Below are 26,234 nucleotides of genomic sequence, written 5' to 3' on the forward strand. Positions count from 1 at the left end.
CGCGCACGATGTCAGAAGCGTCATCATCGATGCGGCGACAAGCCACTTTTTCATGGTTTGATTCTCCAGATAATCTTAGGTGATACCGTTCTTTATTAATTCCTTTCCAAGAAAGTGAATATTGGAACAGTCTTTGCTTTTCTTTGTTTGCCTAACGAAGAAAAACCCACCAAACTTCACTGAATTTGTTAAAGCAATATTTATACCCGAACGGTTGTAACCAATGAAAAAAATATTAAACAGTCTGTTTTCAATCACTTTAGTGATGCTTGTGCCTTTTAAGGTCATGGCATCTTGGTATGAAGTCACAGGCGTTGCCACCATCGTTTCTTCAGAAGAGACGGCAAGGCTCCATGCGTTGGAAGACGCGCTGTTCAAAGCCGTCAATTTTTCGGGCGCAGATATTGGCAGTATTAGCAACTTGATGCCGCTATTAGAAGAAAGCCGCAACGAATACCAGTTTACCAATCATGAAGTCCGTTACATTTTGGTCGAGTCTGAACGCAAACGTCGCGGTAAAGTCGAGGTAAAAATCCGCGTTGATATTTATCCATCGGCAACGGGTTGCCACACCGATCAATACAAAAAGACAATGCTGGTCGGCAATATTGAGGTCGCATCACCACAACAAGCAGTGATGGGACAAATTTATCAAGTTGGTGACGATTTTAGCCACGTAGTGAACCGTCAACTTGATCAAACCTCACGCAGCTTTGTGTCTGTTGGTACAACGGACTACTCAATAAGCAGCAACTATCCTGCTCGCACTCAAATGATCGCACAAGACAATGGCGCACAATACATCATTGGAGGGGTCATAACCGATCTCACTGCAACGGTCGAATCTCAACTATTGCAAGATGACATCATCAATCGTCAGTTTGCGTTAGAAATGAAAGTATTTGATGGTAAAACTGGCCATGAAATCTTCAACAAAGCCTACCGTGAGGTCGCGCGTTGGCCATTTGCTAAGACGAGTCAAGTGGACACTCGTAGTGCACGTTTTTGGGCATCGACCTATGGCGAGATGATGCTTCGCGTTAGTCGCAATATTATGTTGGATCTGGAGTCGGAGCTGTCTTGCAAAATTACATTGCCAGAGGTTGTGGCAGTCTTCGGTAATACCGTAACGATGGATCTCGGCCGTATGCACGGCGTAAAAGAGGGAGACAAATTGCAGCTTTGGCACACCGCGTCGTTTATCGACCAAAATGGATTGCCAAGAAACAAAGTCTCGCAAAGCGAAATTACATTAACGGTATCACGCATATATGAACACGAAGCGGAACTGACGATTGATCAGCCAAATTTAGCATCTAGCGTTCAAATTGGCGACGTAATGAACAAGATCCTATAAAAGCAAACATTAAGTCTTGAGATATGCTCACTTTTGAATATCATAGGCAGCGCATCTTATTTGATTATACCAATGACCGTAGCGAATCGTTCAACGTGATGCTGATACAGATCTGGTAGATTGCTAGATTTGAACTCAGTAAAACAGTGCAATGAACTGCAACTATTGGTATTACGCCCCCATGGCACAGCTGGATAGCGCAGTCCCCTCCTAAGGGACAGGTCGTAGGTTCGAATCCTACTGGGGGCGCCATATCATAGCCTTAGCTCCCACTTGAGCTAAGGCTTTTTTGTATCTTCAATTTCAAGCCTCGCACTGCTCCCCCTAGTACATCGTGTTAGGTAATCTTCCCAGTAATCAATATGATCGGATCAGGTGTTTCGGTTACGGGATAAAGTCTTCTACTGATCTGACTTCTTCCCCTTGAAATCATTTCAACAAGCCCTATTTACAGTTTTGTATTTTATTACTTTAATTATCTATGAGTTTTGCTTACCCTTTTAGCTATTAATAAAATTATTAGTTAGCACTATGTCTAAGAGCAATTTAATAACTAACACTGGACACCGCTTTATTTCTAAAGGCAAGACAGCCTTTAAGATACATATCCATACCCCCGAGGATACGGTACTACACCGCTCGGTAGGATTTGTTCGTATTGGAGAAAAGAAAGGCTTACAAAAAGCCATTAAGCTGAGAAACGAGTTAGGCCGGCAAATGTGGGGCAAATTCTGGCGACGTCTTTTGAAAGACCCTTACCTAATGACTAGGCTTCCACATAGCGTTGAGCCTAAAATCGTTCACAAGCCTAACCCTACTCTTGAAAACCCTGACAACCGAGATACGTGTTACATCGCCAAGTGGCGAGAGTTCAATGATGACGGCGAGTATAAATATAAAACGGTGGTTCGCTCTATTAGTAAGTACGGCAAACTTGCCGCCTACATGCAAACCAAAAAAGCGTTGTTAGAAGCACATAAAGATAACTTGGAGATCCTGACATTTATGGGGCGTTTAAACAGCATTGATCTTAAGTAATACCTGGCCACTTTGAACATTTCAGTCAGTTTTTTTGAAGAGAAATAAAAAGCCCCAAAGAGCGAACTCTTTGGGGCTTTCAGCTTCAGTCTTCTATACTACGGTCGAATAGGAGCTTATTGCTGAACTTGGTATTCAAATTCTGGAACAACGACTTCTACGCGACGGTTTTGTTGACGACCTTCACGAGTGTCGTTTGAAGCGATTGGGTTGCTTTCACCTTCGCCACGAGCTTGGATACGTGATGAATCAATACCTTTTTCAACGAGTGCGTTAGCAACAGACTCAGCACGTTTTTCAGAAACTTTTAGGTTGTAAGCTGCTGGACCAGACGTATCTGTGTAACCTACAACTTCAACGTTCGCTTGTGGGTGCTCGTTTAGGAAAGCAACTAGGTTATCAAGTTTTGCAGCGCTCTCTGGTTTTAGAGTTGTGCTGTTTAGATCGAAGCTACCTGTACCAATTGTTTGAGTTTCGAATGTTTTCGTAACTACAACTGGCTCTTCTACCACTTCTTCTACAACCACTTCTTCTACAACAACTGGCTCTTCTACGATTACTGGCTCATCGTTGCCGCCGAATTTGAAAGAAACACCTAGTGTTGCAGTGTTACCTGTCGCACGAGTTACATCGTTGCTGATGTCAGTCAGTGTTTGGTATTCCGCACGAGCTGTTACGTTTTGGCTTAGGTTGAATTCAAGACCAGCCGCGCCTAGGTAAGAGTAATCATCTTTGCCATCAAACATTACGTAAGCGCCACCCACTTTACCGTAAAGTGCGATGTCTTCAGTGATTGGTAGGCTAAATTTAGGAGCAAGAGTGATCGCTTCTACGTGGCCACCGAAAGAAGTTTGGTTAAAATCACCGATGTTGTCGAAACCCGCTTCTACTGCGAAGTATTTATTCATTTCGTAACCAACAAAAGCGCCAAGAGTAGAATCGTCTTTGTCACAAGCCTGGCCCGCTACACACGCGTCTTCCATCCATGACTTACCCATCTTACCACCAACGTATACTTCTGCTTGTGCTGCTGAAGCCATAAGTAGAGACGCTGAAATTACCGCTGCTAATTTTTTCATTATTGATTCCTCTAAAGAAGTTCTTTTGTTAGATGCCGAAATGCGCCGTCTGACTGACGTTGTATTTCAATTCTTTTTATTCATTCCTTGAGTGAGATACTTAGTCAGCTTCTTTTTATGCACATGCATTTTTTTTATGGAAGCAACTTACGTACATTTCCTGTTCAGTGATACATATCGCCATCTCGGTATCGCTGACGGGACGAACTATAACGCTAAGAAATCGCGAGAAAAATCCCAATTCTGTCAATTTATTGTCATCAAAAATCTCGACAACATGTGATCTTAAGCAAAAAAATCCCCACGCAATCACGACGCAAACGTTTGCTTTAATTTTTAGAACAACATAGCTAAAGCAAAGACTTTTCTTAAAAATGAGACAAATAAAATGGAACTTTAAGGAACATGGATAAAAATCAATCAGATATTTGATATATAATCGCTCATTTTTTATTCACGCCAACGATATTTGGATTAAAAAATCTTATCCATATTGAGGTAAATTACAGTTGAAACCATCTCTTCATTCACCAATATGAGAGAAAGTTTCTCGTTATCTAAATTGAAGATACAAAAAAGCCGCGGTTGCTCACCGCGGCTTTGTGACTATTTATTCAAAAAGAACGTTCAGTTCAAAGCAATTATGCGTTTGCTTCACGCTCAGCAATGAACTCAAGCGCCATCTTAATGCGAGCAATACAACGCTCTTTTCCAACCAGCTCCATTACTGCATCGACAGAAGGAGACTGACCGCCGCCTGTAACAGCAACACGTAATGGCATACCGATTTTGCCCATGCCGATTTCCAACTCTTCACATACTGCTGCGATAACGCCATCTTTGATGTTCGCTGTCGTCCACTCAGTTAGTGCTTCCACTTTCGCTAATGCAAGTTCTAGAGGCTCTTTAGCCACGCCACGCAGGTGTTTCTTCGCTGCGCCCGCTTCAAACTCAGAGAAATCTTCATAGAAGTAACGGATTTGCTCAGCTAGCTCAACTAGTGTGTTGCAACGCTCACCCACCAGCTTGATCACGTCAGTAATAGCAGGACCATTCGTTACGTCTAGTTTTTGTTGATCTAGATGCCATTGTAGATGCTCAGCAACGTACGCAGGATCTGAGTTCTTGATGTAGTGGTTGTTCAACCATTGCAGTTTGTCAGTGTTAAAAGCAGACGCTGACTTAGATACTGCGTTTAGGCTAAATAGATTGATCATCTCTTCTTGAGAGAAGATTTCTTGGTCACCATGAGACCAACCAAGGCGCACTAGGTAGTTGTTTAGTGCCGCAGGCAGGTAACCCATATCGCGGTATTGCATGACTGATACAGCGCCGTGACGTTTAGACAGTTTCGCGCCGTCATCACCCAGGATCATTGCACAGTGTGCAAATGTAGGTACTGGCGCACCTAGTGCTTCGTAGATGTTGATTTGACGAGGCGTGTTGTTGATGTGGTCTTCGCCACGAACAACGTGAGTGATACCCATGTCCCAGTCATCCACTACTACACAGAAGTTGTAAGTAGGTGAACCGTCTGTACGACGAATGATTAGGTCATCCATTTGATCGTTGCGGATTTCAATGCGACCACGGATTTGATCATCAAATACTACGCTGCCTTCTTTCGGGTTACGGAAACGGATAACACATGGATCACCATCTTTTGCCGCTTCGTTTGCTGCTTTGATTTTTGGATGGTTAGCATCGTAGCGAGGCATTTCTTTATTTGCTTCTTGCTCTGCACGGATTTCATCTAGCAGCTCTTTAGACGCGTAACATTTGTAAGCTTTGTCTTCAGCAAGAAGCTTATCAACCATTTCGTTGTAACGGTCAAAACGTTGAGTTTGGTAGTAAGGACCTTCATCCCACTCCAAGCCTAGCCATTCCATGCCTTCAAGAATTGCATCAACCGCTTCCTGAGAGTTACGCTCAAGGTCTGTATCTTCGATACGTAGAACGAATTCACCACCTTGGTTTTTAGCGTATAGCCAAGAGTAAAGTGCAGTACGCGCACCACCAACGTGTAGATAGCCAGTTGGGCTAGGAGCAAAACGAGTTTTAACCGTCATTTGAGTTCCTTAGGGGTAATGAGCAACGAGAGATCTCTCGTTGTAATGTCAAGGATAAAAGTGGCGACATTTTACCACCGTAAGTCAATTCTACAATCGGTTTGACAACAGAAATAAAAACAGGGCAGAACCAAAAAGGCACAGCCCTGCTATTTACTGTTAAAGCACGAGACGAAATTACTTCAGGTTACGCATTGCCCATTGCATAAATTCTTGCTGCTCTTCACGGCTCAATTCATTAAACGATGCTTTGATTGTTTTGGTTTCCGCTGGAGAAGACGCAATGCTTGCCTTAGTCGATTCTTTATTCATTGCGTTATTATAGTCGGCAACTTCTCGTTCGTAATCACGAAAACCTTGCAAACCACCTTTACGAAGTTGAACCATAGAGAATGCCACTTCTTTTCCGTTTTTGTCTTTCAATACCACTTTAGGATCGAGTTCGAAGGCTCTCGCCTCTTCAATAGTACGGAATGTTTGATAAGTCAGAGAAAGCTCGGTGTCTTTTTCTGCATCAAACTCTAATACCAGCGGCTGCGAATCGAATTTACGGCGCTTTCCATCTTCAAATACGATTTGTCCAACCGTTACCGCTAATTGGTTTTCCCCATCTTTTAACTCGATGCTGTTGTTCTTGGATATCCACTCAGGGTAGACGAACTCGCCGTTGAGAACGCGAGGAACTAATTCAGATTGCAGAGTGAGTTGAGCAGCAAAAGCTGGCGCCGAAAGCATTGCGCAAAGTCCGAGAAGTGTCGTTGTTTTTTTCATCATGGTTTCTCACTTTATACCAATTTAGATAAGCCTCTAAAATTTACAGGCCAGTCATTTCAAAGGCTTATTTGAATAAGTATCAAGATAAAAAGGGCGTTTCCGCCCTTTTAGCTGCTTCTTTAATTAGAAGTAGTATTCAACACCTACAGAGAACTCGTCGTAGTCAGCAGACTTCCAACGTGCTTCTGTTGGTTTATCTAATTGAGACGCACCGTCGCCAAAGTCTAGAGTACGAGCACGTACGTACAGCACTGCCGATGGGTCTACGAAATACATAACTTGTGCTGATAACACATCGTCCGCTGTATCGTTAATTTTCTTACCATCACGCTCTAGATCAAAGTTAGCGGCGTAAGCCAGTTTGTATTGCCAATCACCCGTGGTGTACATGATAGCGGCAGACATTGCATCTTGCTTTTCACTCACACCATTGCTTGCGTCCGCTTCCATGTATTTGTATTGCGCAAAGAAAGAGATCCCGTTATCAAACCAGCCTTGTGCCCCTACCAAGTACGTGTTGTTTTCCCACGTTTGGCTTTCCATCTTGATATTACGGTTACCTTCATATGCCGCATCTAACTGGATAGGACCAATTTTGTAGTGTGCTGCGATACCACCCCAGTAGTCATCCCCTTCACCTAGACCTGCTTTATCACCTGCACCAGCTGCGATATCTAGGGAGAATTTGTCAGCAAACATTGGAGAGTCCCAGCGGATAGTGTTTGATTGACGGTCTTGGTACTTGGCGCCACCAATAGCACCACCCCAGTCGTATACATCGCCGAGGCCAGGGTTAGATGCTGGCCAGTCAACCAATTCGTACATAGGTGTCAAAACACGACCCAGGCGAATTTGCCCCCAAGATGCACTTTCAAAACCGACGAATGTGTCACGTTCACCAAGACCTGCGCCCTCGCCACCAAAGCTAGGGTCTACATAACCGCCTTCGATTTGCCAAATAAAAGTAGGGTCGAAGTTAGCAAATTGTTTTTTACCACGGAAACCAATACGAGACTCGTTGTTTAGCTGCATGCCACCCAAATCATCGTCCGTTGCTTTGCTGCCAGAATCGTAATCGCGGTACGCGGCCTGCATCGCGATGATTCCGTAAACTTCATAAGAAAATGAATCTTTGGTTAGAAACTCTTTTGCTGCGTCACTGTTTGCACCATCAGCAAATGCAGCACCACTGAACATCATGCCGGTAATTGCCGTGGCAAGTAGGCTTTTCTTTAGGTAAGACATTATAAACCCCTATATTTTTAGTTTTTTCCATTTTCAAATTCACTAACTAGGACATGGCAGGAACTTGAAACAGTGTTTGGACGGGGCAAATATGACAAACTTTTTTCGCACTAAAAAACTTTCCCTACAGCAATCTGAGCGACTTCAAAATGAGAAGATCAAAAATAAAATAAATCAATAAAAAACAATTAGTTAAAATCAAATATAAAAAATAAAAAACGTTAAAAGTACGTTTTGACACTGAACTGACATTGAGAGCATCTAAAAAACGTGAGCGACTTCATTCATCTTTTAGGTGTTTTAACGGAACTTTATATTCAAAGAGAAAAAACCTTGAGATCACTCGCAAGTAAAATGACCGTGCACTTGTGGGATTCGAGAGATTTTGACGAAATTGTTGTGAGTAGCAAATGGGTATTGACCTTACCCTTGCAGGAAGGTTTAAGCTCATAGCATCACTACTATTGAGGTGCAGATTATGTATCAGTTAGTTATACCTTTATCAGGGCTCAACTGCATGGGCTGTGCGAGAAAAGTTGAGAATGCTTTACATGCGAATCACGATGTGGAGATCCTCAATTTGTCCCCGACGCAAGTAGAGGTCAAAACCGAGTCTTCTCTTAAAGAGCTCGTCTCGTCGATTGAATCTCTTGGTTACCAAGCAGGAAATCACTACGAACTAAACCTTTCAGGCTTAAGCTGTGGCGGTTGCGTCAAAAAACTTTCATCTTTATTAGAATCTAATCAAGACGTTATTTCTTTTGAGGCTTCAACAACGCACTTAGAGATTCGTACCCTCCTCTCCGAGCAACAAGTGATCGACTTAATAGCAACACTCGGCTATACCGCCAACCTTGATTCTGTTGAAGTAGAAAACGAAAGCTCACCAGAGACCGAACAGGTAGAACAGCAAAGCAATATTAAAGATACGCAGGTGCCACCAGCGAGTATTCAATTGCAAATGCTGATTCAAGGCATGACGTGTGCGAGTTGCGTATCTTCAGTAGAGAAAGCACTTACTAACGTGGAAGGTGTTGAGAAAGCACAGGTCAACCTTGCAGAACAAAGCGCACTAGTATTCGCAAGCCAAGACTCTGATGACCTCCTTAACGCAATTGTTGAATCGGTAAAACAAGCCGGTTACCAAGCAGAGATCCTACAAGACGCCGCAACCCAGCAAGAAAAGCAAGCACAGCAACAACGTCAGCAACAAAAACGCTTTAAACTGGATGCTATTGCTGGCCTTGTCGTCGGAGCCCCTTTAATGATTTGGGGCGTTGCTGGCGGCAATATGATGATTCGCAACACCAACGACCAATTAGCTTGGGGAGTGATCGGTATCGTATGTTTACTCCTTCTTGCCACAGCAGGGAAACACTTCTTCAGTAACGCTTGGTTAGCTGCTACTCACAAGCGCGCCACCATGGACACGTTAGTCGCGCTCGGTACTGGCGCAGCGTGGTTCTATTCGATGCTTGTGGTGATTTTCCCAGGCTGGTTCCCTCTTGCTTCACGCCACGTGTACTTTGAAGCGAGTGCAATGATCATCGGCTTAATTTCTCTTGGTCACTATATAGAAGCAAAAGCCAAAGCAAACACAACACGCTCATTGCAAGCTCTGATTAACCTGCAACCTCAGCAAGCTACGGTAATCACGGAACAAGGCGATCAACAAATAACGGTTGAGCAAATCACGCTAGGCATGAAACTGCGTATCAAACCAGGCGAGAAAGTGCCTGTTGATGGTGTTGTGATTCAAGGTGAATCATACATTGATGAGTCGATGCTCACTGGTGAACCAGTACCAGTGTTAAAAGCGCAAGAGGCTCAAGTGTCTGCTGGGACATTAAATACCGATGGTGGATTAGTCATTGAGGCAACGGGCATTGGCGCAAATACCATGCTGGCTCGTATCATCCGCATGGTGCGCACAGCGCAAAGCAGTAAGCCAGCCATCGCGAAACTGGCAGACCAGATTTCATCGGTGTTTGTCCCTGTCGTTGTTGGCATAGCAATACTGGCCGCGCTCGTTTGGTTTGCCGTTGGCCCAGAGCCAAAAGCGAGTTATATGCTGGTGGTCACCACAACCGTCCTGATCATCGCATGCCCTTGCGCTCTAGGCTTAGCAACCCCACTTTCTGTCACGGTGGGAGTGGGTAAAGCCGCAGAGCTCGGCATTCTGATCAAAGACGCCGACGCCCTTCAATTGGCAAGCAAAGTCGACACGGTTGTATTCGACAAAACTGGCACGCTTACCCAAGGTAAACCTAGCGTTCAGCAAGTGTTTACTCACGCCACCAGCCAAGAAGATCTATTGGCTTTAGCGTATGCGGCAGAGCGTCAGTCTGAGCACCCACTGGCAAAAGCGGTATGTGATTACGCCAAACGACACGACGCAAAGGGTGTCTCATTAGACAAGTTTGAGAACGTTCGCGGGCGCGGCATTTGGGCGACGTATCAAGATAAACCGCTGCTCATTGGTTCGCTTCAATTTATGCAAGCAGAGAACGTCGAGACTAGCGCACTAAAACCTGCCATCGATGAATGCGCAAAAAATGCGTGGACTCCGGTAGCTGTGGCATTGAACGGCGAACTGATCGGCCTGATCGCCATTGCCGACCCGATCAAATCAGATGCGAAACAAGCGCTCTCTGCATTAAAATCGCAAAGCATCAAAACGGTAATGCTGACGGGCGATAACCAACACGTTGCCAATGCTATCGGCCAAGAACTTGGTATTGATGAAGTGATTGCCCAAGTAATGCCAGATGAGAAAGCTCAGCACATTGAGCAACTTCAATCTCAAGGACATGTCGTGGCAATGGTGGGGGATGGCATTAACGACGCCCCTGCTCTCGCCTTAGCCAACCTTGGTATTGCCATGGGTAGCGGCAGTGATGTCGCCATTGAAAGTTCGCAAATGACCATCCTGAACACGTCACCAATGGCGGTAGTACATGCGATTGAACTCTCTCGCGCTACACTTAAGAACATGAAGCAAAACCTATTTGGTGCCTTTGTTTACAACTCGTTGGGTATTCCAGTTGCCGCAGGTGTGCTTTACCCAGCGTTTGGATTTTTGCTCAGTCCTGTTGTCGCAGGAGCGGCAATGGCACTGTCTTCAATTACTGTCGTTAGTAATGCAAATCGACTACGACTGTTTTCAGTAAAGTAACCACTTCTTTTTGAGGGTATTATGAAGTTGAAACTATTGACCTTTGCAATGCTTGCGACCGTGTCCGCCAACGTATTGGCAGCCGATGTCATTAACCACAAATCGCCATACTGTGGCTGTTGTGGAGAATGGACAAAACACATGGAAGAGAACGGCTTTACGGTCGAAGAAAAATTGCACGATGACATGAACGCCATCAAACGCGAGCTAGGCATCAAGAACGAACAGCTTTACTCTTGCCACACGGCAGAGATCAACGGCTATCTGTTCGAAGGTCACATTCCAGCCGAAGACATTAAAGCGTTTTTGAAAAATCCACCACGTAACGCAAAAGGCCTATCAGTACCGGGCATGCCAATGGGCTCCCCTGGTATGGAATATGGCGACAAAAAAGACAGCTACACCGTTTACGCCTTTAACGAAAAAGGCCAAGTGTTCGAATATAGCCACCACGAAGGCAACGACCAATAAAAACAAAGCCCAGCGAGATAAACCGTTGGGCTTTTTCTTAATGGACAGTTAAGACAAATATAAAATTAGAAGCCGTAAGAGGCACCAAATACAAAAGCGTTATTCACTAGGCTGTCACCACTCGCGTTTTCTGCACCGTGTGCTTGACTACGGAACTCAAAGTAAGGTTGAACACCTTTACGAGTCCACGTTGCACGAAGCTCGTGGTCCATGGTTTCCGCTTCAATCATGTAGACGTTGTTGTAGCTTAGCGTCACATCCTCATTCATCACGTAACCGATGCGGTTGTCCATGCGGTAATCTGTATCCGCATCTGCGTCTGTCGCATCAATGTGCGCACGAGTACGGTTACTTAAGGAGATGCCGTTATCGAAGTTGTAACCGATCTTAACCAATGGACGGTACTGTACGTTCTCGCCAGCAGAGAACAGGTGTTGGTAACCCGCGGCAACCCATAAATGATCGGTAATATTAAATGACTGCTCACCACCCACAGTGATTGCTGGTGTTGTGTTACCTGCGCCACCGTTTTCTGTTTCCAGTTTACCCAACTGAATACCATCAAATTCGGTGTAAACCGTAAAGCCGCCGAATTGGTTATCAAAAGTATGACCAGCTTCCAGTGTAGACGTAACGTCCGAACCATGAATTCGACCATCATCGTGGAATTGAACATTACCTGTTACGTAAGAAGAACCAGCAAAAGCGCTAGAAGCGAAAGCGAGAGAAAGAGCACTCAGTGCAAAAATGTTTTTCATAATTACTGCCTTTATTTATTCACGTTATGCGATAGTTTTAGAGGACATCTCTTCCCTTTTATCGCAAACTTTGGAATGTGCCTCCTTGGCGTTCGCAATATTGTTTCAATTAATTCGCGATGAAAAATAAAACATTTTAAAAAGTGATCTTGTTCAAACCGAAGCTCAACAACCCTGATAAAAACATGGAAAATACAGGCACTTATCGTATTTTTATAAAATTATTCAAAAAATAGAAGTGTGATCGTAAACAGATAATTTATTGATATTTAGCAGATTAAGTCGATCCAGTTCACAATAACCTTGACCATTACAACCAAAAACTTATTTATTAATGAAAAATAATTAGACATCGATCACGCTTAATTTCCTCAAAAAATAAAGAAAGCCCCAACATGAGGTTGAGGCTTTGCCAAAAAATTAACTTACAAGAATTGAGTTATTTCACGCTGGTCACTCGACTTGCTTTCTCACCAGTTGCTGACACGGAACGGATAAACACTTCACCTTTCACATTTGGACGAGCATTATCTGCGTAAGTTAGCCAGTTCTTGCCGTCTAGAGAGTATTGAAGCTTCACCCCTGGGAACTGAACGTTCATTGCTAGCTTGCCATCTTCTACTTTCGCACCTGGTACAGGCAGGCGGTAGTCGATACCTGATTTTTCTAGCTTAGCCAGTTCACGTTGGCCAAGTACGTTCGCAAAGCGGTTGTAGTCTTGGTTTAGCGCGACTTTGTCTACTAGGTTAGAGTTTTGCGAGTATTCAACACCCACTTTGTAGTCGTTTTCCCAATCAGCACGGTGCCATGCACGCTCAGCGGCTGCTAGTACGCGAGGGAATACCATGTACTCGTATTGCTCATCGTTACGTACTGTCTCAGACCAAAGCTGTGCTGATAGACCGTAGAAAGGTTTCGCTTCGATTTCACCTTTACCAGTGAAGCCGTTACCATCGCGGTCTACAGAAGTTTCTGCGTTTTGAGGCATGTTCTCTGGTGCAAAACCAAACATCTTACGAGTATCTGTTGCACGTGTTGCCCAGTAGTAACCACGCTCTTTCGGGTCAACTTCGTACGGCATGTCCATGTACACGTAGTCTGGGTTAGAAACGATAACGTCGTAACCTTTCTTAGACCATTCGTACACTGATGATGTGCCCCCCCAGTAAAGAACGTCCCAGAAGTTAACACGTGTGTTTTCTGTTGCGAACGCTTTCTCACCTTCGCTGTACTTAAGGCCATCTTGCCAAGCTTGGAAGTTTGGAATGCCTTTCTCTGCCACCATCTTCGACACTTCTTCTGCAAAGTGGCTTGGTAGATGAGCAAAATCGCTTACCGTACCGTCTGCAATTAGCGTCTGACATTGTGGAGATTGTGCAAATGGCTTGTCTTGCTTAGACAAATCAATGTTACCCTTCCAGCTTACTTTGTCTTCTGCGTTGATGTCTTGCAGACCAGCGCCTAGCTTGATGTTCTTCGCTTCGTCACCACCAAAGTGCCATGTTGTTAGCGGCGTGCCCGCTTCTTGGTGCATTGCTGCTACTTCTGAAATCACTTTATCAACAAAGCGAGTGGAAGATTCCATACATGGATTGATGAAGCTTTGCTTGTTGTAGAACTGAACCGTCGTTACGTTCGATGTATCTTGAGGGTCCATCAGGCGGTACTCGTTCGCTTCGGCTTCTTTGCCTTCTTCCATCAGACGGTCGTAACGTGCTTCCATTGATATCACTGCTGCACGTGCGTGCGCTGGCATATCGATTTCAGGAATCACTTCGATGTTACGCGCTTTCGCGTACTTCAAGATGTCCACGTAGTCTGCTTTGCTGAAGAAGCCAGAGCCAAAGTTGTCTGTCGTTGCGCCTGAGCCAAGCTGAGGCAGTAAACAGCTTTTCTCTTCCAAATCGAAACAACGGTTAGCACCCACTTCAGTCAGCTCAGGCAGACCCGGGATTTCTAAACGCCAGCCTTCATCATCCGTTAGGTGAAGGTGTAGTTTGTTCATCTTGTACGCGGCCATTTGGTCAAGCGTTGCAAGAATTGCGTCTTTAGAGTGGAAGTTACGAGCCACGTCCACCATCACACCACGGTAATCAAAACGCGGCGCATCTTTAATAGACAGTTGTGGTAGAGAATCAGCATTTTGGCTATCTACCAGGCCAAAGATAGATTGTACTGCGTAGAAAGCACCTGCTTGGTCAAACGCTTTAATCGCAATACCGTCGCCTTTGATGCTCATTTCGTAAGCACCAGATTTTGCCAATTCACCGGTGAAGTCTGCAGGAACAACAGTGATGCTTACAGGAAGATCACCACGAACATCCACACCTACCACTTCTGCACGACCTTGAATTGCTGCGTATTGAGCCGCATCGAATGCGTCTTTAGGCAGCGCAATACCCGCCGCGATATCTACCGTACCTTTACCTGCTTCAACAGACATTGGCGTTGGTAGTAACGTGGTTGATACGTCTTGTTTTGCTAGATCTTCGTTCTTCTCGAAACGAGACACAGCGCTCGCAAATACGTTGTTGTCATCTGGCGTACGTTTTAGGTTGTTACCCTCAAGGCCAGTCACGAAAGATGCAACGTCTTCTGTGTTAAGAGAAGCGATCATCTTAGGCTCTGCATTTGGTGCAGCAACGAAAGCACCTGGCATGAAGTCAGTTTCAAATAGCTGCCAGTATTCAGCAACAAGAGGAAGCACAACCTCTTCACCCGCAGCAAAACCATCAAACTTATCTGTTGGTTCTAGTTTGTGTAGATCACCCGTTACGCGAGAGATTTTAAACTGTTCGTTTTCAACATCCAGAATCAGACGAATGCTATGGAAGTAAATAGCCCAATCTTTTGAGTCAACCGCTTCACCTTGGTTAACCAGCGTCATGTTTACCTTGTTACAAGACGCCCACTCAGCCCCTAAGTCCTGACAAGCAAGACCTTCGTTTGCACCGTGGTTAGTCAACACTTGGTATTGAATATCAAGATTATTAGCCAACGAATTTACAACTTGTTGTTCAGAGCTTTGCAGCGCAGAGCAACCTGCTAATGTAGTGATAACAGAAACAGCAATCAGACTAGGTTTAAACATCTTACTTCCCCAAAAAAGTCAGTGGTTCAAAACGACAATGATAAAAATCTCGGCCCCTCAAATGCGAGGTGCCTAACCGTTACATTCAACATACAACCTGTTATTTCTAAGCGTAAAATAAATAGAAATAGGAAGTGATCCAGTTCAAAAAATGACACTCAGAAAAAATAATAAAAACCTAATTTTCATGGAGTTACAATACACGTCAAAATCGAACAACTTGTTTTGACGAGTTTGCTGCGATCTAGGTCACTTATATTCATGAGTTACGACTGATTTTGTAAGATTTGGATCACGCCTAATTATTTTGTGAGCCATTAGTAAGCGAATTACCTATTTACCTTTCGTGAAGTGACTCTCATTTATTCGTCGTCAAAACTCGTCAATATTTTTAGAAATGACGATTTTGTCGAATACCCCACTGGAGAAATTGCACTTAACCTCACGCTATTTTGCGTATAAAGTTTAAAGGTATCTTATCTGAGGACCATTCTATGTTTCGTCTCTTGACGCTCATATCATCTCTACTTGTTACTTTGACTCCTTTTTCATCTTATGCAGAGCCACAGCATTGGTTAGCAAAAAAAGGGGAAACCGAACTTATGATTATTGGCTCGGTACATGTGGGGGATAAAACGATGTACCCACTCCCTAGAACGGTCATCCAGCATTTAAGCCAAAGCACAGGGTTGATTATTGAAGCAGACGTCAGGAATTCTGAAGGCTTGGTTTACCCACAAACAACCATTCTTTCTAAAGATGTTTTAGACAGAGCTCAACGTCGCCACTTAATTGAAATTGCCCAAGATTTAGGTTTGCCAGAAACTCAACTCCTAAATTCCCCACCTTGGATGGCCGCATTCACCATCCAACTCGCTTTAGTCAACAAACTGGGGTATGTCTCTGATAAAGGGGTCGACATGCACTTAATAGGACTCGCTGATAAAAAGCAAATCCCGGTCATTCCACTAGAGTCCGTGCAATTCCAAATCGATTTAATCGCAGGTCAATCAGAAGGCGGTAAAGAGATACTTCTCTCATCAATTGAAGAATATGATGGCGGAGAAGAGTTGGTTCAATGCTTGATAGAGAGTTGGAAGAGTGGTGATGGTAGCATGTTGGTCGAAGCCTCTTTGACCGATCATACAACAGAAGAGTTTAACCAAGCCTTTTTATACGAGCGTAATCGAGATTGGGCTAAAAAACTCGACACTGGCAGTGTTCTACCTCAGCAATCGGGTCGTTACACCGTTGTTGTTGGTGGCTTGCATTTAGTAGGTAAAGATAACCTGATTGAACTGCTTAAAAATCGGGGATTTAACATCAAACCACTGGGTAAGACGCGCCAAGCAAATTGTGATATCTAGTGATTGTTTGAAAAATGCCATTTAAATACAATTATTTAAATACAACCATTTAAAATTCATTCAAACTTTCTTATAAAACGCCGTTAAGCTAAGTGGATACAAAACAACTCATATGAAATTTAAATATTTATTCCTATACACGATTGGAATTATGCTCACTTCTTCGCTGTCTTATGCTAAACCGCCATGCAACGTAGAAGCTTTTCAAGCTATTGATATAACTCCGGAAGTAAAAGGCGGTGTTTTAGATAAAGAGAGTGGTCAATTTCTTATTACCGAAAAACCAATGATGCGTTGCGCGAACATCACGTTTTCAACAGCCCACACTCGAAATCGCGTTGCACATATGATGAACCAAGGCTTTGAAGCGGTTTACTATGATGGAAATACAAGCAAATCTCACTCAGTAACGTTTGATGAAGACGATTTAAAAGCGGGTTACGTCAAGATTGGGCCAAATCACCCAAAGACCGCTTATGTCTGTTTCACTACTTCTGAAACTCCTATCAATACTATCTCGTGTGACATCAAGTAATAAATTTACTCGCTCTTAAAAAATGAAAAGGCCCTACATTTCTGTAGAGCCTTCCTCTCAATACGTGTCGGTGAAGAGCCATGTTCTAACTTCAAGCGAACCCCATTTGGTTCGATACTATTGAAGTCTAAAATTACTAGCACTAAAAACGACGAAAGCCTGCTCATTGAGCAGGCTTTCTGAAAGTGGTCGGTGAAGAGGGATTCGAACCCCCGACCCTCTGGTCCCAAACCAGATGCGCTACCAAGCTGCGCTATTCACCGAGATGTTTAACTGAGGAATTGTCCCCGTCAACGAATGCGTATATTACGGATTCTGAACTGTGGCGCAAGTGCTTTTTACAAAAAAACCTTAGGTCTTAATTCGTTTGATGAATAACTGAACACTAGCACGTAAAATGTGACTGATAACTCACAACAAAATACAGTTTATTAACCTTAGCAACATAATTGATCCAGATCAGTGTGCAACAAGACACCGCCATTTAGTTTATTCCTGTCGGGAACATCTTGGAGGAAACGTATGGACTTTTGGCTTGATCTCCTATTTGGTAATGCAGTGGGTCTATCGTCAATGATAGTAATTTTTGGGGCAATTGGTCTGATGTTATTTTACGGCGGTTTCTTCATATACAAGATCATGAACGACAAATCTCCTCACTAGATCTCGCTTAGCTCTAGAAACGCTTTGCACCGGAGTCGGTTACTTGCCTACTCCGGTTTTTTATTTGATCTCAATGCACCACTCATTGATATAATCCTATTATTCTTCCCTGTTCTTAATGAGATTACTGCTATGTCTCACGACGACGATTTTGATCTATTTCAACAGATGATGGGCGATGTAAAGCCAATCACTCAAGACACCACCGAACACAAAAAAGTACACCAAGTAACAGAAGCACAGCTCGCAAAACGCGAAGCAGCAATCTGGTTAACGGAAGATGACCCAGAATACCTATCACTTGATCACGCTGAAATGCTCAAGCCAGAGGACTTTGTTGAGTTCAAACGTGATGGTGTACAGGACGGGGTTTACCGCAAACTTCGCCTTGGTAAGTATCCAATCCAAGCTCGCTTGGATTTGCACCGTAAAACATTGAAAGAAGCACGCGATGAAGTCGTGACGTTTTTAAAGCAATGCCTATCAATGGACATTAGAACGGTCGTTATCGTCCATGGTCGAGGAGAACGCTCAAATCCACCTGCAATGATGAAAAGCTTTGTTAGCAGTTGGCTACGACAAATAAAGGAAGTCCAATGCGTCCATAGTGCGCAACGCTTTCACGGTGGAACTGGAGCCGTTTACGTCCTACTTAGAAAAAGTGCGGAAAAGAAATTAGAAACCCGCGAACGTCACCAAAAACGGTTAGGCTAAATTTCACCCTAATGCTAGAATGCCCGCCCTTATTCTTCCTTCCCCTTAAAGGAAGCGAGCTTCATTCGCCGTTGTGAAACGTTAGGAGACAAAAATGTCACAAGACAACGCTAAACGATTAAATAAATTCATCAGTGAAACGGGGTTTTGCTCACGCCGTGAAGCAGACAGACTGATTGAGCAAGGCCGTGTCACCATTAATGGCAACAAACCTGAAATGGGGACAAAAGTGCTACCTGGTGATGATGTTTGTGTGGATGGTAATCCAGTGGCAGCAAAAGAGAAGCCGATTTATATCGCTCTCAATAAACCAACAGGCATCACCTGTACAACTGAGAGAGACGTCCCTGGAAACATCGTTGATTTCATCGGCCACCAAAAACGTATCTTTCCGATCGGCCGCTTAGACAAACCCTCTGATGGTCTGATCTTTTTGACCAACGATGGCGACATCGTGAACAAAATCCTTCGCGCAGGCAACAACCACGAAAAAGAGTACGTCGTACGCGTGGACAAGCCAATTACAGGAGAGTTTCTCAAACAGATGTCGAGTGGCGTTAAGATTCTCGACACAGTCACCCTACCTTGTAAGGTAACGAAAGAAACTAAATTCTCTTTCCGTATTGTGCTCACTCAAGGACTTAACCGTCAGATCCGTCGCATGTGTGAAGCGCTGGGCTATGAAGTATTCAAGCTGCGTCGCGTACGCATCATGAATATCTCTCTTGATGGTATTCCGAATGGAAAATGGCGTTACCTAAGTGACGAAGAAGTGGCAGAGATCCTAGCAATGTGTGAAGGCTCTGTAGGTACAGAAGAAGCATCAAAAACAGACTCTAGAGGTCGCAACATTCGTAAAGCGACCGACGCGAAGCTGTTTGATAGCCGTGAAGAAAACCAAGATTCTACTGCTCGTCGTAACCAGAAGACACGAACTTTCCGCGGTAACAATGCTGATGAGTTCCGTCATGCACCAAACTCGAAAAAAGGTCAACAAAAGCGTCGTCAGCGTGATGATGAAGGCGGACGTCCAGCTAAAGAACATTACAAAGCGAAACCACAAGGTGAACGCAGCAGACCGCAAGGCGAGCATGGTAAATCGCACCGTAAACCAGATGCATCGAGCAATACGCATTCAGCAAACAAGCCTCAATCACCGAGTAAGCCTAAGCAGCATTACATGAATCCAAATGCCGCGAAACCAAGCAAACCAGCTAAACGCACTGGTGGTACATTGAGTCTGAAGAAGTAACACTTCACTGACACAGGCAAGATCAAAAAAGGACGCTCATGAGCGTCCTTTTTATTTGTCATGAGTTTACAAACAAAGAGGTGCAAACTGACCACGAGTTAAGCTCAGCAAATCTCTCGGGGCTAACTCAATTTCTAAACCACGTTTACCAGCACTCACACAGATTTTGTCTTGCTCTGCTGCGCTTTCGTGCAAAAAAGTAGGTAAGGCTTTCTTCTGCCCTAGTGGGCTAATTCCACCAACGACATAACCTGTGGTCTTTTGGGCGATTTCCGGATCAGCCATATCGGCCTTTTTGCCCTTCGCTGCTTTCGCCGCCAGTTTTAGGTTCAGCTTTTGATCAACAGGGATAATCGCAACCGCAAGGTTCTTTGGCTCCCCGTTCAAGCAGAACAACAAGGTTTTAAATACTGTTTTCGGATCCTGTCCTAGCGCTTCAGCAGCTTCTAAACCATAACTATCGGCTCTAGGATCGTGCTCATATTGATGGATGGTGTGTGGAATTTTTTTCTTTTTCGCAAGATTAATGGCCGGAGTCATCAAGATTCTCCTCATAAAAACAAAAAGCGCAGACTGAATTGGATCTGCGCTTTTAGTTAATGATATCAGCGAGTTTGAGTCAATCGCTTTTTCTCTGTTGGGTTACTGATCAATCGCCGTATCAACTAAATACGTGATTTCACCTGAAGGGGCATACTCATTAACATCAATAGGGCTGTGTGTTTCTAAATAATCCTTCAAAACTTCAGCATCGGTAAAACCTGTATTTACATACCCTGGATGATCGTCGATTTTAGGGTAGCCATCACCACCAGCAGCATTGTAGCTTGGTACGGTAAAGCGGTAATTACCATCTAAGCGAAGTTGCTTATTACCAATAAACACATTGGTTACCTCACCATTATTGATACTCATCGCAATGCCGGCAAACTGTGCATAAGCTCCAGAATCAACAGGCTTAGTTGCAACGACATTTAGATAATCTAATACCTCTTTACCCGTCATATCAACGTAAGAAACCATATTGCCAAATGGCTGAACAGTGAGCACGTCTTTATAAGTAATATCACCCGCAGCAATCGAATCTCGAACACCACCAGAATTCATTACGGCGAAATCTGCTTTCGCACGTTCCATGTGAGCCGTTGCAATTAATCGACCTAAGTTTGTTTGCTGGTAACGAACCACATTGCGGTCACCCTCAAGCTTACCGTTAGATTCTGCAATCTTCACGTTTAGTTTGCCCTGACCTTTTTCTTGATAAGGACGAAGAAACTCAAGCATCGCTTCGTCTTGTTCAATCTCTTCTTGGATCAAAACTCGTTGCGACTGACCATCAACTTTAATTTTCTTTTTCAAGTTTACAGGGATTAGATCGTAGCTCACCATCGAGAGTTCGCCATTACGAAACTCGTAATCGGCGCGTCCCACATATTTCCCCCACTCATGTGCCTGAACAATAAAGGTACCATTTTGTTTATCGGGCTGACATTCATCACCTGGTTTAAAGTTCTTTTTGATAACGTTTGGACCTTCCATGCACACAGGTTCTTGTGAGTGTCCTCCAACGATCATGTCGAGATCGCCGTCATTCAAATAACGAGCTAACGCCACATCGCCAGGAGCATTGATGCCTCTATTACCATTTTCATAGTGTCCCATATGCGTGACAGCAAAAATCAGATCTGGATACTCTGTCTCTTTCAGTTCTGCAATCAACTTCTTGGCTTCTTCTTTCGGGTCACGGAAGTCAATTTGTTCAATGAATTCAGGGTTGCCAAGTTTCGCAGTGTCTTCGGTTGTAAGACCAATGACCGCAATTTTAATGCCCTGCTTTTTAAACATCGCGTATGGTTGGAATAAACGCTTGCCAGTATTTTTATCGTAAATATTGGCAGACAACATCGGAAAGTTTGCCCACTCTTGCTGCTTGAATAGCACGTCCAATGGATTATCAAACTCATGATTACCTAGAGCCATCGCATCGTAACCAATTTTGCTCATGCCTTTGAAATCCGGCTCGGCATCTTGTAAATCAGACTCAGGTACTCCTGTGTTGATGTCACCACCAGAAAGCAGTAACACGCTGCCCCCCTCAGCCTGTATTTCTTCGCGCAAATCATCGATTAACGTTTTACGCGCCGCCATGCCATATTCACCGTATCGATTTTGCCAAAAGCGACCATGATGATCGTTAGTGTGCAACACGGTCAATTTATAGGTTGTATCGGCATTCCATTCTGGTGCAGGTTGCGTAGCACACCCAGCTAACGAGGCCAAGATAGCGGCACTCAAAACAGTTTTGATCATCAGACGCTGATTCATTTAGTTACCTTTTTCTTATTGGGATTACTGACGCACATTTTAGGAATTCGATCTATTTGAAAACCACGTGCACCCTAACACATTGATTTAATAATTATGATGCATTGTTTAGCAATAACAAATTCATCAGTAACAAGTTTGAGAATTTACAGTTTTTCAGATAAAAAAATAGCCAACACTCGGTTGGCTATAGTATTTGTTACCACCAGTCATCTGGCGTTTACTTGATATCGATATCTGCAAAGCTCTTGATTAGATCATCAAGCGATTTCATTTGTGCTAAGAATGGCTCTAACTTGTCTAGAGGCAGTGCAGATGGGCCATCACAACGCGCTTGGTCTGGGTTTGGGTGCGCTTCGATAAATAGACCTGCGATGCCTGTCGCTAGACCCGCTTTTGCAAGCTCAACTGTCTGCTCACGACGGCCGCCAGATGCTGCGCCTGATGGGTCACGCATTTGTAGTGAGTGCGTTACGTCAAAGATGATTGGGCTACCTTTTGAAGCATTTTTCATCACACCAAAACCAAGCATGTCTACAACTAGGTTATCGTAACCGTGGCAAGAACCGCGCTCACATAGGATGATCTTGTCGTTACCGCATTCTGTGAACTTCTCAACGATGTTACCCACTTGACCAGGGCTCATAAATTGAGGTTTCTTCACGTTGATAACCGCACCTGTTTTAGCCATAGCTTCAACAAGGTCAGTTTGACGAGCTAGGAATGCAGGAAGCTGAATAACGTCTACCACGTCAGCGACAGGTTGAGCTTGTGCTTCAGTGTGAACGTCCGTGATGATCTTTACACCAAAAGTGTCTTTCAGCTCCTGAAAGATTTTCATACCTTCTTCCAGACCTGGACCACGGTATGAATGAACAGAACTGCGGTTTGCTTTGTCAAACGATGCCTTAAATACGTAAGGAATACCAAGTTTTTCCGTTACTTTTACGTAGTGCTCACAGATCTGCATCGCAAGATCACGAGACTCAAGAACGTTCATACCTGCAAATAGGGTGAATGGCTTGTCGTTAGCAACCTGAATGTCGCCGATATTAACGATTTTCTGTTCCATTTTGATTCTCTTTTTCTGTCCACGATACGCCACAGTTCGGCACATCGATAAAATTAGTGAAGTGTGACGTGCGTTTCACTCATCACATTAACTTGTGATTTTAGTAGCTCGGAAGCCGGATCGTCAGGGCATTGGTCAATAAAGTACTGAAAATCTGATACCGCTACTTGAGGGCACTCTAGCTGTTGGAAAATAAAACCACGGTCACGAATTTCGTATGGGTCATCTGGCACAAACGTTAGAGCAAGATTTGTACAACGTAATGCCAGCGTATAATGCTCTTCACGCAACATCGCACTTTTAATCAATGCCAACCAGCGACCAATAATTGTTGGGTTGTCAGCTTCCTCAAAATGTTCAGCCTTTAGCTGAGCTAGCGGTCCTTCCTGGCCAATAAGCCAAGCTTGAAGAATCCTTTCACCTACATACTCACCATTAAATGGGTTGATGTAGTCTGGCTTCTTATGCATCCAGTCGACTTTTAACAGGAACTGAGTAGGGAAAGTAACTCCCTTCAACGGGAACCCCAGCTTTTTGCCTAGGTATAACAAAATCGAACCTAAGCTCACAGGAATACCTTTTCTGCGCTCCAACACTTTATCGATGAAGCTGTTGTCCGAAATAAAGTATTCCTGCTCGTCGCCTTTGAATCCCCACTCGTGGAAAAACAGTCGTAGGAATGCATCAAATCGTTGCTCTTCATCGGTTTCATGAACAAGCGTGGCTTCTGCATCTTTGTAAAGACGCTCTAACTCTTGTTTCGCCCAATGTACTTTGGTTTCTGGGTTAATCGCTTTGTTTAGCTCAAGCGCACCTTCCACCAACGGTATATTGTCAAAATCTTCGTCAAAAAACTCTAACATGACGTCTATCCAAATAACGTAGGGCTCTTAGACACAGCAATGTTTGCAGCCATGACCAACCAACCTAATGCGCCGAAAAAGCCAAATATCTTCAGTAGGTTGTTTTTCGCAAGTTTCAATGAGAAGAATCCAAGCGCAATGTACGCCAGTACGCAGGTGATTTTGTTTGTTAACCACGGTGCGGCATCGGTAAACGGGATGAAACCAGTAATGAAAATAAGCGCGATACCTGACACTAGCAATGCAGTATCAACGATGTGGGGAAACACTTTCAAAAAGCGATTATTTCGCTTCGGTGAGTTCATCATCATTAACACGAATCGGATCGATAGTAGCGTCGCGCTGAGAGCGATCGTCACTAAGTGTATGTGTTTTAGAGCTACGTACATTTTTCTTCTCTTTTTAGTTAGTGTTTGCTGACTTCCATGATTAACTGGCCAGACAACCAAGTGTTACTCGATCGTTACCGCCATAATCTTTTTCCGTAGCGACCTGTTGGTAACCAAAGCCACGCATTATCTCACGCACCGCCTCACCTTGATCATAACCATGCTCAAATGCCAGCCAACCGCCCACTTCAAGATACTGACGAGCAAGATCCGAGATATGGCGAATATCAGCTAAGCCATTCTCTTTAGCAACTAATGCAGATTTTGGCTCAAAGCGCACATCACCTTGGGATAAATGTGGATCTTTTTCATCAATATATGGCGGGTTGGAGACAATTAAAGCAAACTTCGTACCCTCTGCAATAGGCTCGAACCAACTGCCTTGAGCAAAGGTCACATTTTTGATGTTTAGCTGCTCAGCATTGTACTCTGCAAGTGCTTTCGCTTCTTGCTTAAGGTCTACGCCCATCACTTGACGTTTTGGCATTTCAGATGCGAGTGCGATAGCAATTGCCCCCGTCCCCGTTCCAAGATCTAAAATAGGTCCTGTTTGCTCATAGGTCTTATCGAGTGCAACTTCGACCAAACGTTCTGTATCCGGTCTTGGGATCAAGGTGGAGGGAGAAACTTTGAACGGTAGAGACCAAAACTCTCGCTCACCAATAATATAAGCGACGGGTTCACCAGTTAAACGTCGTTCAAGTAGAGCATCAAACTGAGATTTTTGCTCTGCTTCTAACGCTTTTTCTGGCCAGGTCAGCAGGTAAGTTCGTGGTTTGCCAAGGACATGGCAAAGGAGTACAGCTGCATCGAGAGAAGGCGACTCTTTGCCGCCTTCTGCCAGTTTCGCCGTCGCACTTTTCAGTGCTTGCTCAATCGATTGAACTTGGCTCATCGATTAGCCGTTCTCTGCGAGCGCCGCAAGTTGGTCTGCTTGGTGCTCTTGAATCACAGGATCAATCAAGCTCTGCAGGTCACCTTCCATCACTTCGTTCAAACGATAGATGGTCAGGTTGATACGGTGATCAGACACACGACCTTGTGGGTAGTTGTATGTACGAATACGGTCACTACGGTCACCAGAACCTAGAAGGTTACGACGTGTATCAGACACTTCTGCGGCACGACGCTCTTCTTCCGCTTGAACGATACGAGCAGCAAGAACCGCCATTGCTTTCGCTTTGTTCTTGTGCTGTGAACGCTCATCCTGACACTCTACTACCGTACCCGTTGGTAAGTGGGTAATACGGATTGCAGAATCCGTGGTGTTAACGTGCTGACCACCCGCGCCAGATGCACGGAACGTATCGATTTTCAGGTCTGCTGCTTTGATTTCAGGCAGATCCGCTTCAGGGATTTCCGCCATTACTGCTACTGTACAAGCAGAAGTATGCACACGGCCTTGAGATTCAGTTGCAGGAACACGCTGTACACGGTGACCGCCTGACTCAAATTTCAACACGCCGTATGCACCGTCGCCGCTTACTTTCGCGATCATCTCTTTGTAACCACCGTGCTCTGCCTCGTTTGAAGACATGACTTCGATGCGCCAACCACGCTTTTCTGCGTACTTGCTGTACATACGGAATAGATCACCCGCGAAAATACCCGCTTCGTCGCCACCCGCACCTGCACGAATTTCTAGGAAACAGTTACGATCATCGTTCGGATCTTTTGGCAGAAGAAGAATCTGTAACTCATCAGTAAGACGCTCAATCGTCGCTTTCGCTTCTTTGATTTCTTCTTGCGCCATTTCACGCATTTCTTCGTCGTCTTCGTTTGCCATCTCTTCAGCGGCGACAAGATCTTCTTGTGCTTGTTGATAAGCTTGGAAGCACTTGGTTACTTCTTCTAGCTGAGAGTACTCTCTTGATAGAGCACGGAATTTGTCCTGATTTCCAATTACATCAGGATCACCAAGAAGATGTTGAACTTCTTCGTAACGTTCTACTAGCGTTTCTAGCTTAGTCAGAATAGAGGCTTTCATAGTGTCGTTT

At 44.3% G+C, this 26,234-nt stretch carries 22 protein-coding genes and 2 tRNA genes; 10 read left to right on the plus strand and 14 right to left on the minus strand.

Annotated features, from left to right (window positions below; translation table 11 throughout):
* Positions 1–223: 223 nt before the first annotated feature.
* The 3 genes from R7E29_RS13900 to R7E29_RS13910 all read left to right on the plus strand — a co-directional run bounded on the left by R7E29_RS13900 (position 224) and on the right by R7E29_RS13910 (position 2,395).
* A complete protein-coding gene (locus tag R7E29_RS13900) occupies positions 224–1,357 on the plus strand; it encodes a flagellar assembly protein FlgT (RefSeq protein ID WP_005382012.1) in 1,134 nt (377 codons plus the stop codon).
* Between the two features lie 175 nt (positions 1,358–1,532).
* Positions 1,533–1,609 (plus strand) — tRNA-Arg (locus R7E29_RS13905).
* Positions 1,610–1,888: 279 nt separating this feature from the next.
* Entirely contained in the window at positions 1,889–2,395 is a 507-nt protein-coding gene (locus tag R7E29_RS13910; RefSeq protein WP_005382011.1) for a hypothetical protein, read from the plus strand.
* Between the two features lie 116 nt (positions 2,396–2,511).
* On the opposite strand, the gene R7E29_RS13915 is transcribed toward R7E29_RS13910, so the two are convergent.
* The 4 genes from R7E29_RS13915 to chiP form a co-directional block, all read right to left on the minus strand.
* A complete protein-coding gene (locus R7E29_RS13915) occupies positions 2,512–3,474 on the minus strand; it encodes an OmpA family protein (RefSeq protein WP_054576685.1) in 963 nt (320 codons plus the stop codon).
* 641 nt (positions 3,475–4,115) lie between these two features.
* Positions 4,116–5,543, minus strand: coding sequence for a glutamate--tRNA ligase (gltX, locus tag R7E29_RS13920; RefSeq protein WP_005384075.1), 1,428 nt, complete (start codon positions 5,541–5,543; stop codon positions 4,116–4,118).
* A 177-nt stretch (positions 5,544–5,720) separates the two neighbouring features.
* A complete protein-coding gene (locus tag R7E29_RS13925; protein WP_005382008.1) occupies positions 5,721–6,317 on the minus strand; it encodes a DUF2057 domain-containing protein in 597 nt (198 codons plus the stop codon).
* Positions 6,318–6,440: 123 nt separating this feature from the next.
* The gene (gene chiP, locus R7E29_RS13930) at positions 6,441–7,562 is read right to left on the minus strand and encodes a chitoporin (protein ID WP_005382007.1); all 1,122 of its coding nucleotides are present in this window, start codon (positions 7,560–7,562) and stop codon (positions 6,441–6,443) included.
* Positions 7,563–8,040: 478 nt separating this feature from the next.
* On the opposite strand from chiP, the gene R7E29_RS13935 reads away from it, so the two are divergent.
* Together R7E29_RS13935 and R7E29_RS13940 are read left to right on the plus strand one after the other, a co-directional pair.
* Positions 8,041–10,737, plus strand: coding sequence for a heavy metal translocating P-type ATPase (locus tag R7E29_RS13935; protein ID WP_054579499.1), 2,697 nt, complete (start codon positions 8,041–8,043; stop codon positions 10,735–10,737).
* Positions 10,738–10,758: 21 nt separating this feature from the next.
* The gene (locus R7E29_RS13940) at positions 10,759–11,208 is read left to right on the plus strand and encodes a DUF411 domain-containing protein (protein WP_047102912.1); all 450 of its coding nucleotides are present in this window, start codon (positions 10,759–10,761) and stop codon (positions 11,206–11,208) included.
* Between the two features lie 65 nt (positions 11,209–11,273).
* Here R7E29_RS13940 and R7E29_RS13945 read toward each other — a convergent pair whose 3' ends face one another.
* On the minus strand, positions 11,274–11,966 hold the full coding sequence (locus R7E29_RS13945) for an oligogalacturonate-specific porin KdgM family protein (protein WP_005382004.1): 693 nt from the start codon (positions 11,964–11,966) through the stop codon (positions 11,274–11,276).
* A 439-nt stretch (positions 11,967–12,405) separates the two neighbouring features.
* Positions 12,406–15,057, minus strand: a complete 2,652-nt coding sequence (locus R7E29_RS13950) for a beta-N-acetylhexosaminidase (RefSeq protein WP_054579500.1) — start codon at positions 15,055–15,057, stop codon at positions 12,406–12,408.
* Between the two features lie 494 nt (positions 15,058–15,551).
* Between R7E29_RS13950 and R7E29_RS13955 the strand changes: the two genes are divergently transcribed.
* Both R7E29_RS13955 and R7E29_RS13960 read left to right on the plus strand, forming a co-directional pair.
* Positions 15,552–16,424, plus strand: a complete 873-nt coding sequence (locus tag R7E29_RS13955) for a TraB/GumN family protein (RefSeq protein WP_054576682.1) — start codon at positions 15,552–15,554, stop codon at positions 16,422–16,424.
* A 151-nt stretch (positions 16,425–16,575) separates the two neighbouring features.
* Positions 16,576–16,959, plus strand: coding sequence for a hypothetical protein (locus R7E29_RS13960; protein WP_005384085.1), 384 nt, complete (start codon positions 16,576–16,578; stop codon positions 16,957–16,959).
* A gap of 186 nt (positions 16,960–17,145) precedes the next feature.
* On the opposite strand, the gene R7E29_RS13965 is transcribed toward R7E29_RS13960, so the two are convergent.
* Positions 17,146–17,222 (minus strand) — tRNA-Pro (locus tag R7E29_RS13965).
* Between the two features lie 259 nt (positions 17,223–17,481).
* Between R7E29_RS13965 and R7E29_RS13970 the strand changes: the two genes are divergently transcribed.
* From R7E29_RS13970 to rluF, 3 genes are all read left to right on the plus strand, one after another.
* A complete protein-coding gene (locus R7E29_RS13970) occupies positions 17,482–17,622 on the plus strand; it encodes a DUF3149 domain-containing protein (RefSeq protein ID WP_005382236.1) in 141 nt (46 codons plus the stop codon).
* Between the two features lie 132 nt (positions 17,623–17,754).
* Complete coding sequence (gene smrA, locus R7E29_RS13975) at positions 17,755–18,336, plus strand: DNA endonuclease SmrA (RefSeq protein WP_005382233.1); 582 nt, start codon at positions 17,755–17,757, stop codon at positions 18,334–18,336.
* 94 nt (positions 18,337–18,430) lie between these two features.
* Positions 18,431–19,588: a 23S rRNA pseudouridine(2604) synthase RluF gene (rluF, locus tag R7E29_RS13980; RefSeq protein WP_054576681.1), complete on the plus strand. Its 1,158-nt coding sequence runs from the start codon at positions 18,431–18,433 to the stop codon at positions 19,586–19,588.
* A 66-nt stretch (positions 19,589–19,654) separates the two neighbouring features.
* Here the strand turns inward: rluF and ybaK are convergent, their stop codons facing one another.
* The 7 genes from ybaK to prfA form a co-directional block, all read right to left on the minus strand.
* On the minus strand, positions 19,655–20,128 hold the full coding sequence (ybaK, locus tag R7E29_RS13985; RefSeq protein WP_054576680.1) for a Cys-tRNA(Pro) deacylase: 474 nt from the start codon (positions 20,126–20,128) through the stop codon (positions 19,655–19,657).
* 102 nt (positions 20,129–20,230) lie between these two features.
* Complete coding sequence (ushA, locus tag R7E29_RS13990) at positions 20,231–21,913, minus strand: bifunctional UDP-sugar hydrolase/5'-nucleotidase UshA (protein WP_054576679.1); 1,683 nt, start codon at positions 21,911–21,913, stop codon at positions 20,231–20,233.
* Between the two features lie 220 nt (positions 21,914–22,133).
* Entirely contained in the window at positions 22,134–22,985 is an 852-nt protein-coding gene (gene kdsA, locus R7E29_RS13995) for a 3-deoxy-8-phosphooctulonate synthase (RefSeq protein WP_054576678.1), read from the minus strand.
* 53 nt (positions 22,986–23,038) lie between these two features.
* Positions 23,039–23,848, minus strand: a complete 810-nt coding sequence (locus R7E29_RS14000) for a SirB1 family protein (protein WP_042524122.1) — start codon at positions 23,846–23,848, stop codon at positions 23,039–23,041.
* Positions 23,849–23,853: 5 nt separating this feature from the next.
* A complete protein-coding gene (locus R7E29_RS14005; protein WP_005382225.1) occupies positions 23,854–24,237 on the minus strand; it encodes a SirB2 family protein in 384 nt (127 codons plus the stop codon).
* 40 nt (positions 24,238–24,277) lie between these two features.
* On the minus strand, positions 24,278–25,132 hold the full coding sequence (prmC, locus tag R7E29_RS14010; RefSeq protein ID WP_047102915.1) for a peptide chain release factor N(5)-glutamine methyltransferase: 855 nt from the start codon (positions 25,130–25,132) through the stop codon (positions 24,278–24,280).
* 3 nt (positions 25,133–25,135) lie between these two features.
* On the minus strand, positions 25,136–26,224 hold the full coding sequence (prfA, locus tag R7E29_RS14015; RefSeq protein WP_005382222.1) for a peptide chain release factor 1: 1,089 nt from the start codon (positions 26,222–26,224) through the stop codon (positions 25,136–25,138).
* Positions 26,225–26,234 lie beyond the last annotated feature (10 nt).

Origin of the sequence: Vibrio sp. Vb1729, from assembly GCF_033338655.1 — a bacterium.
Taxonomy (GTDB): domain Bacteria; phylum Pseudomonadota; class Gammaproteobacteria; order Enterobacterales; family Vibrionaceae; genus Vibrio; species Vibrio alginolyticus.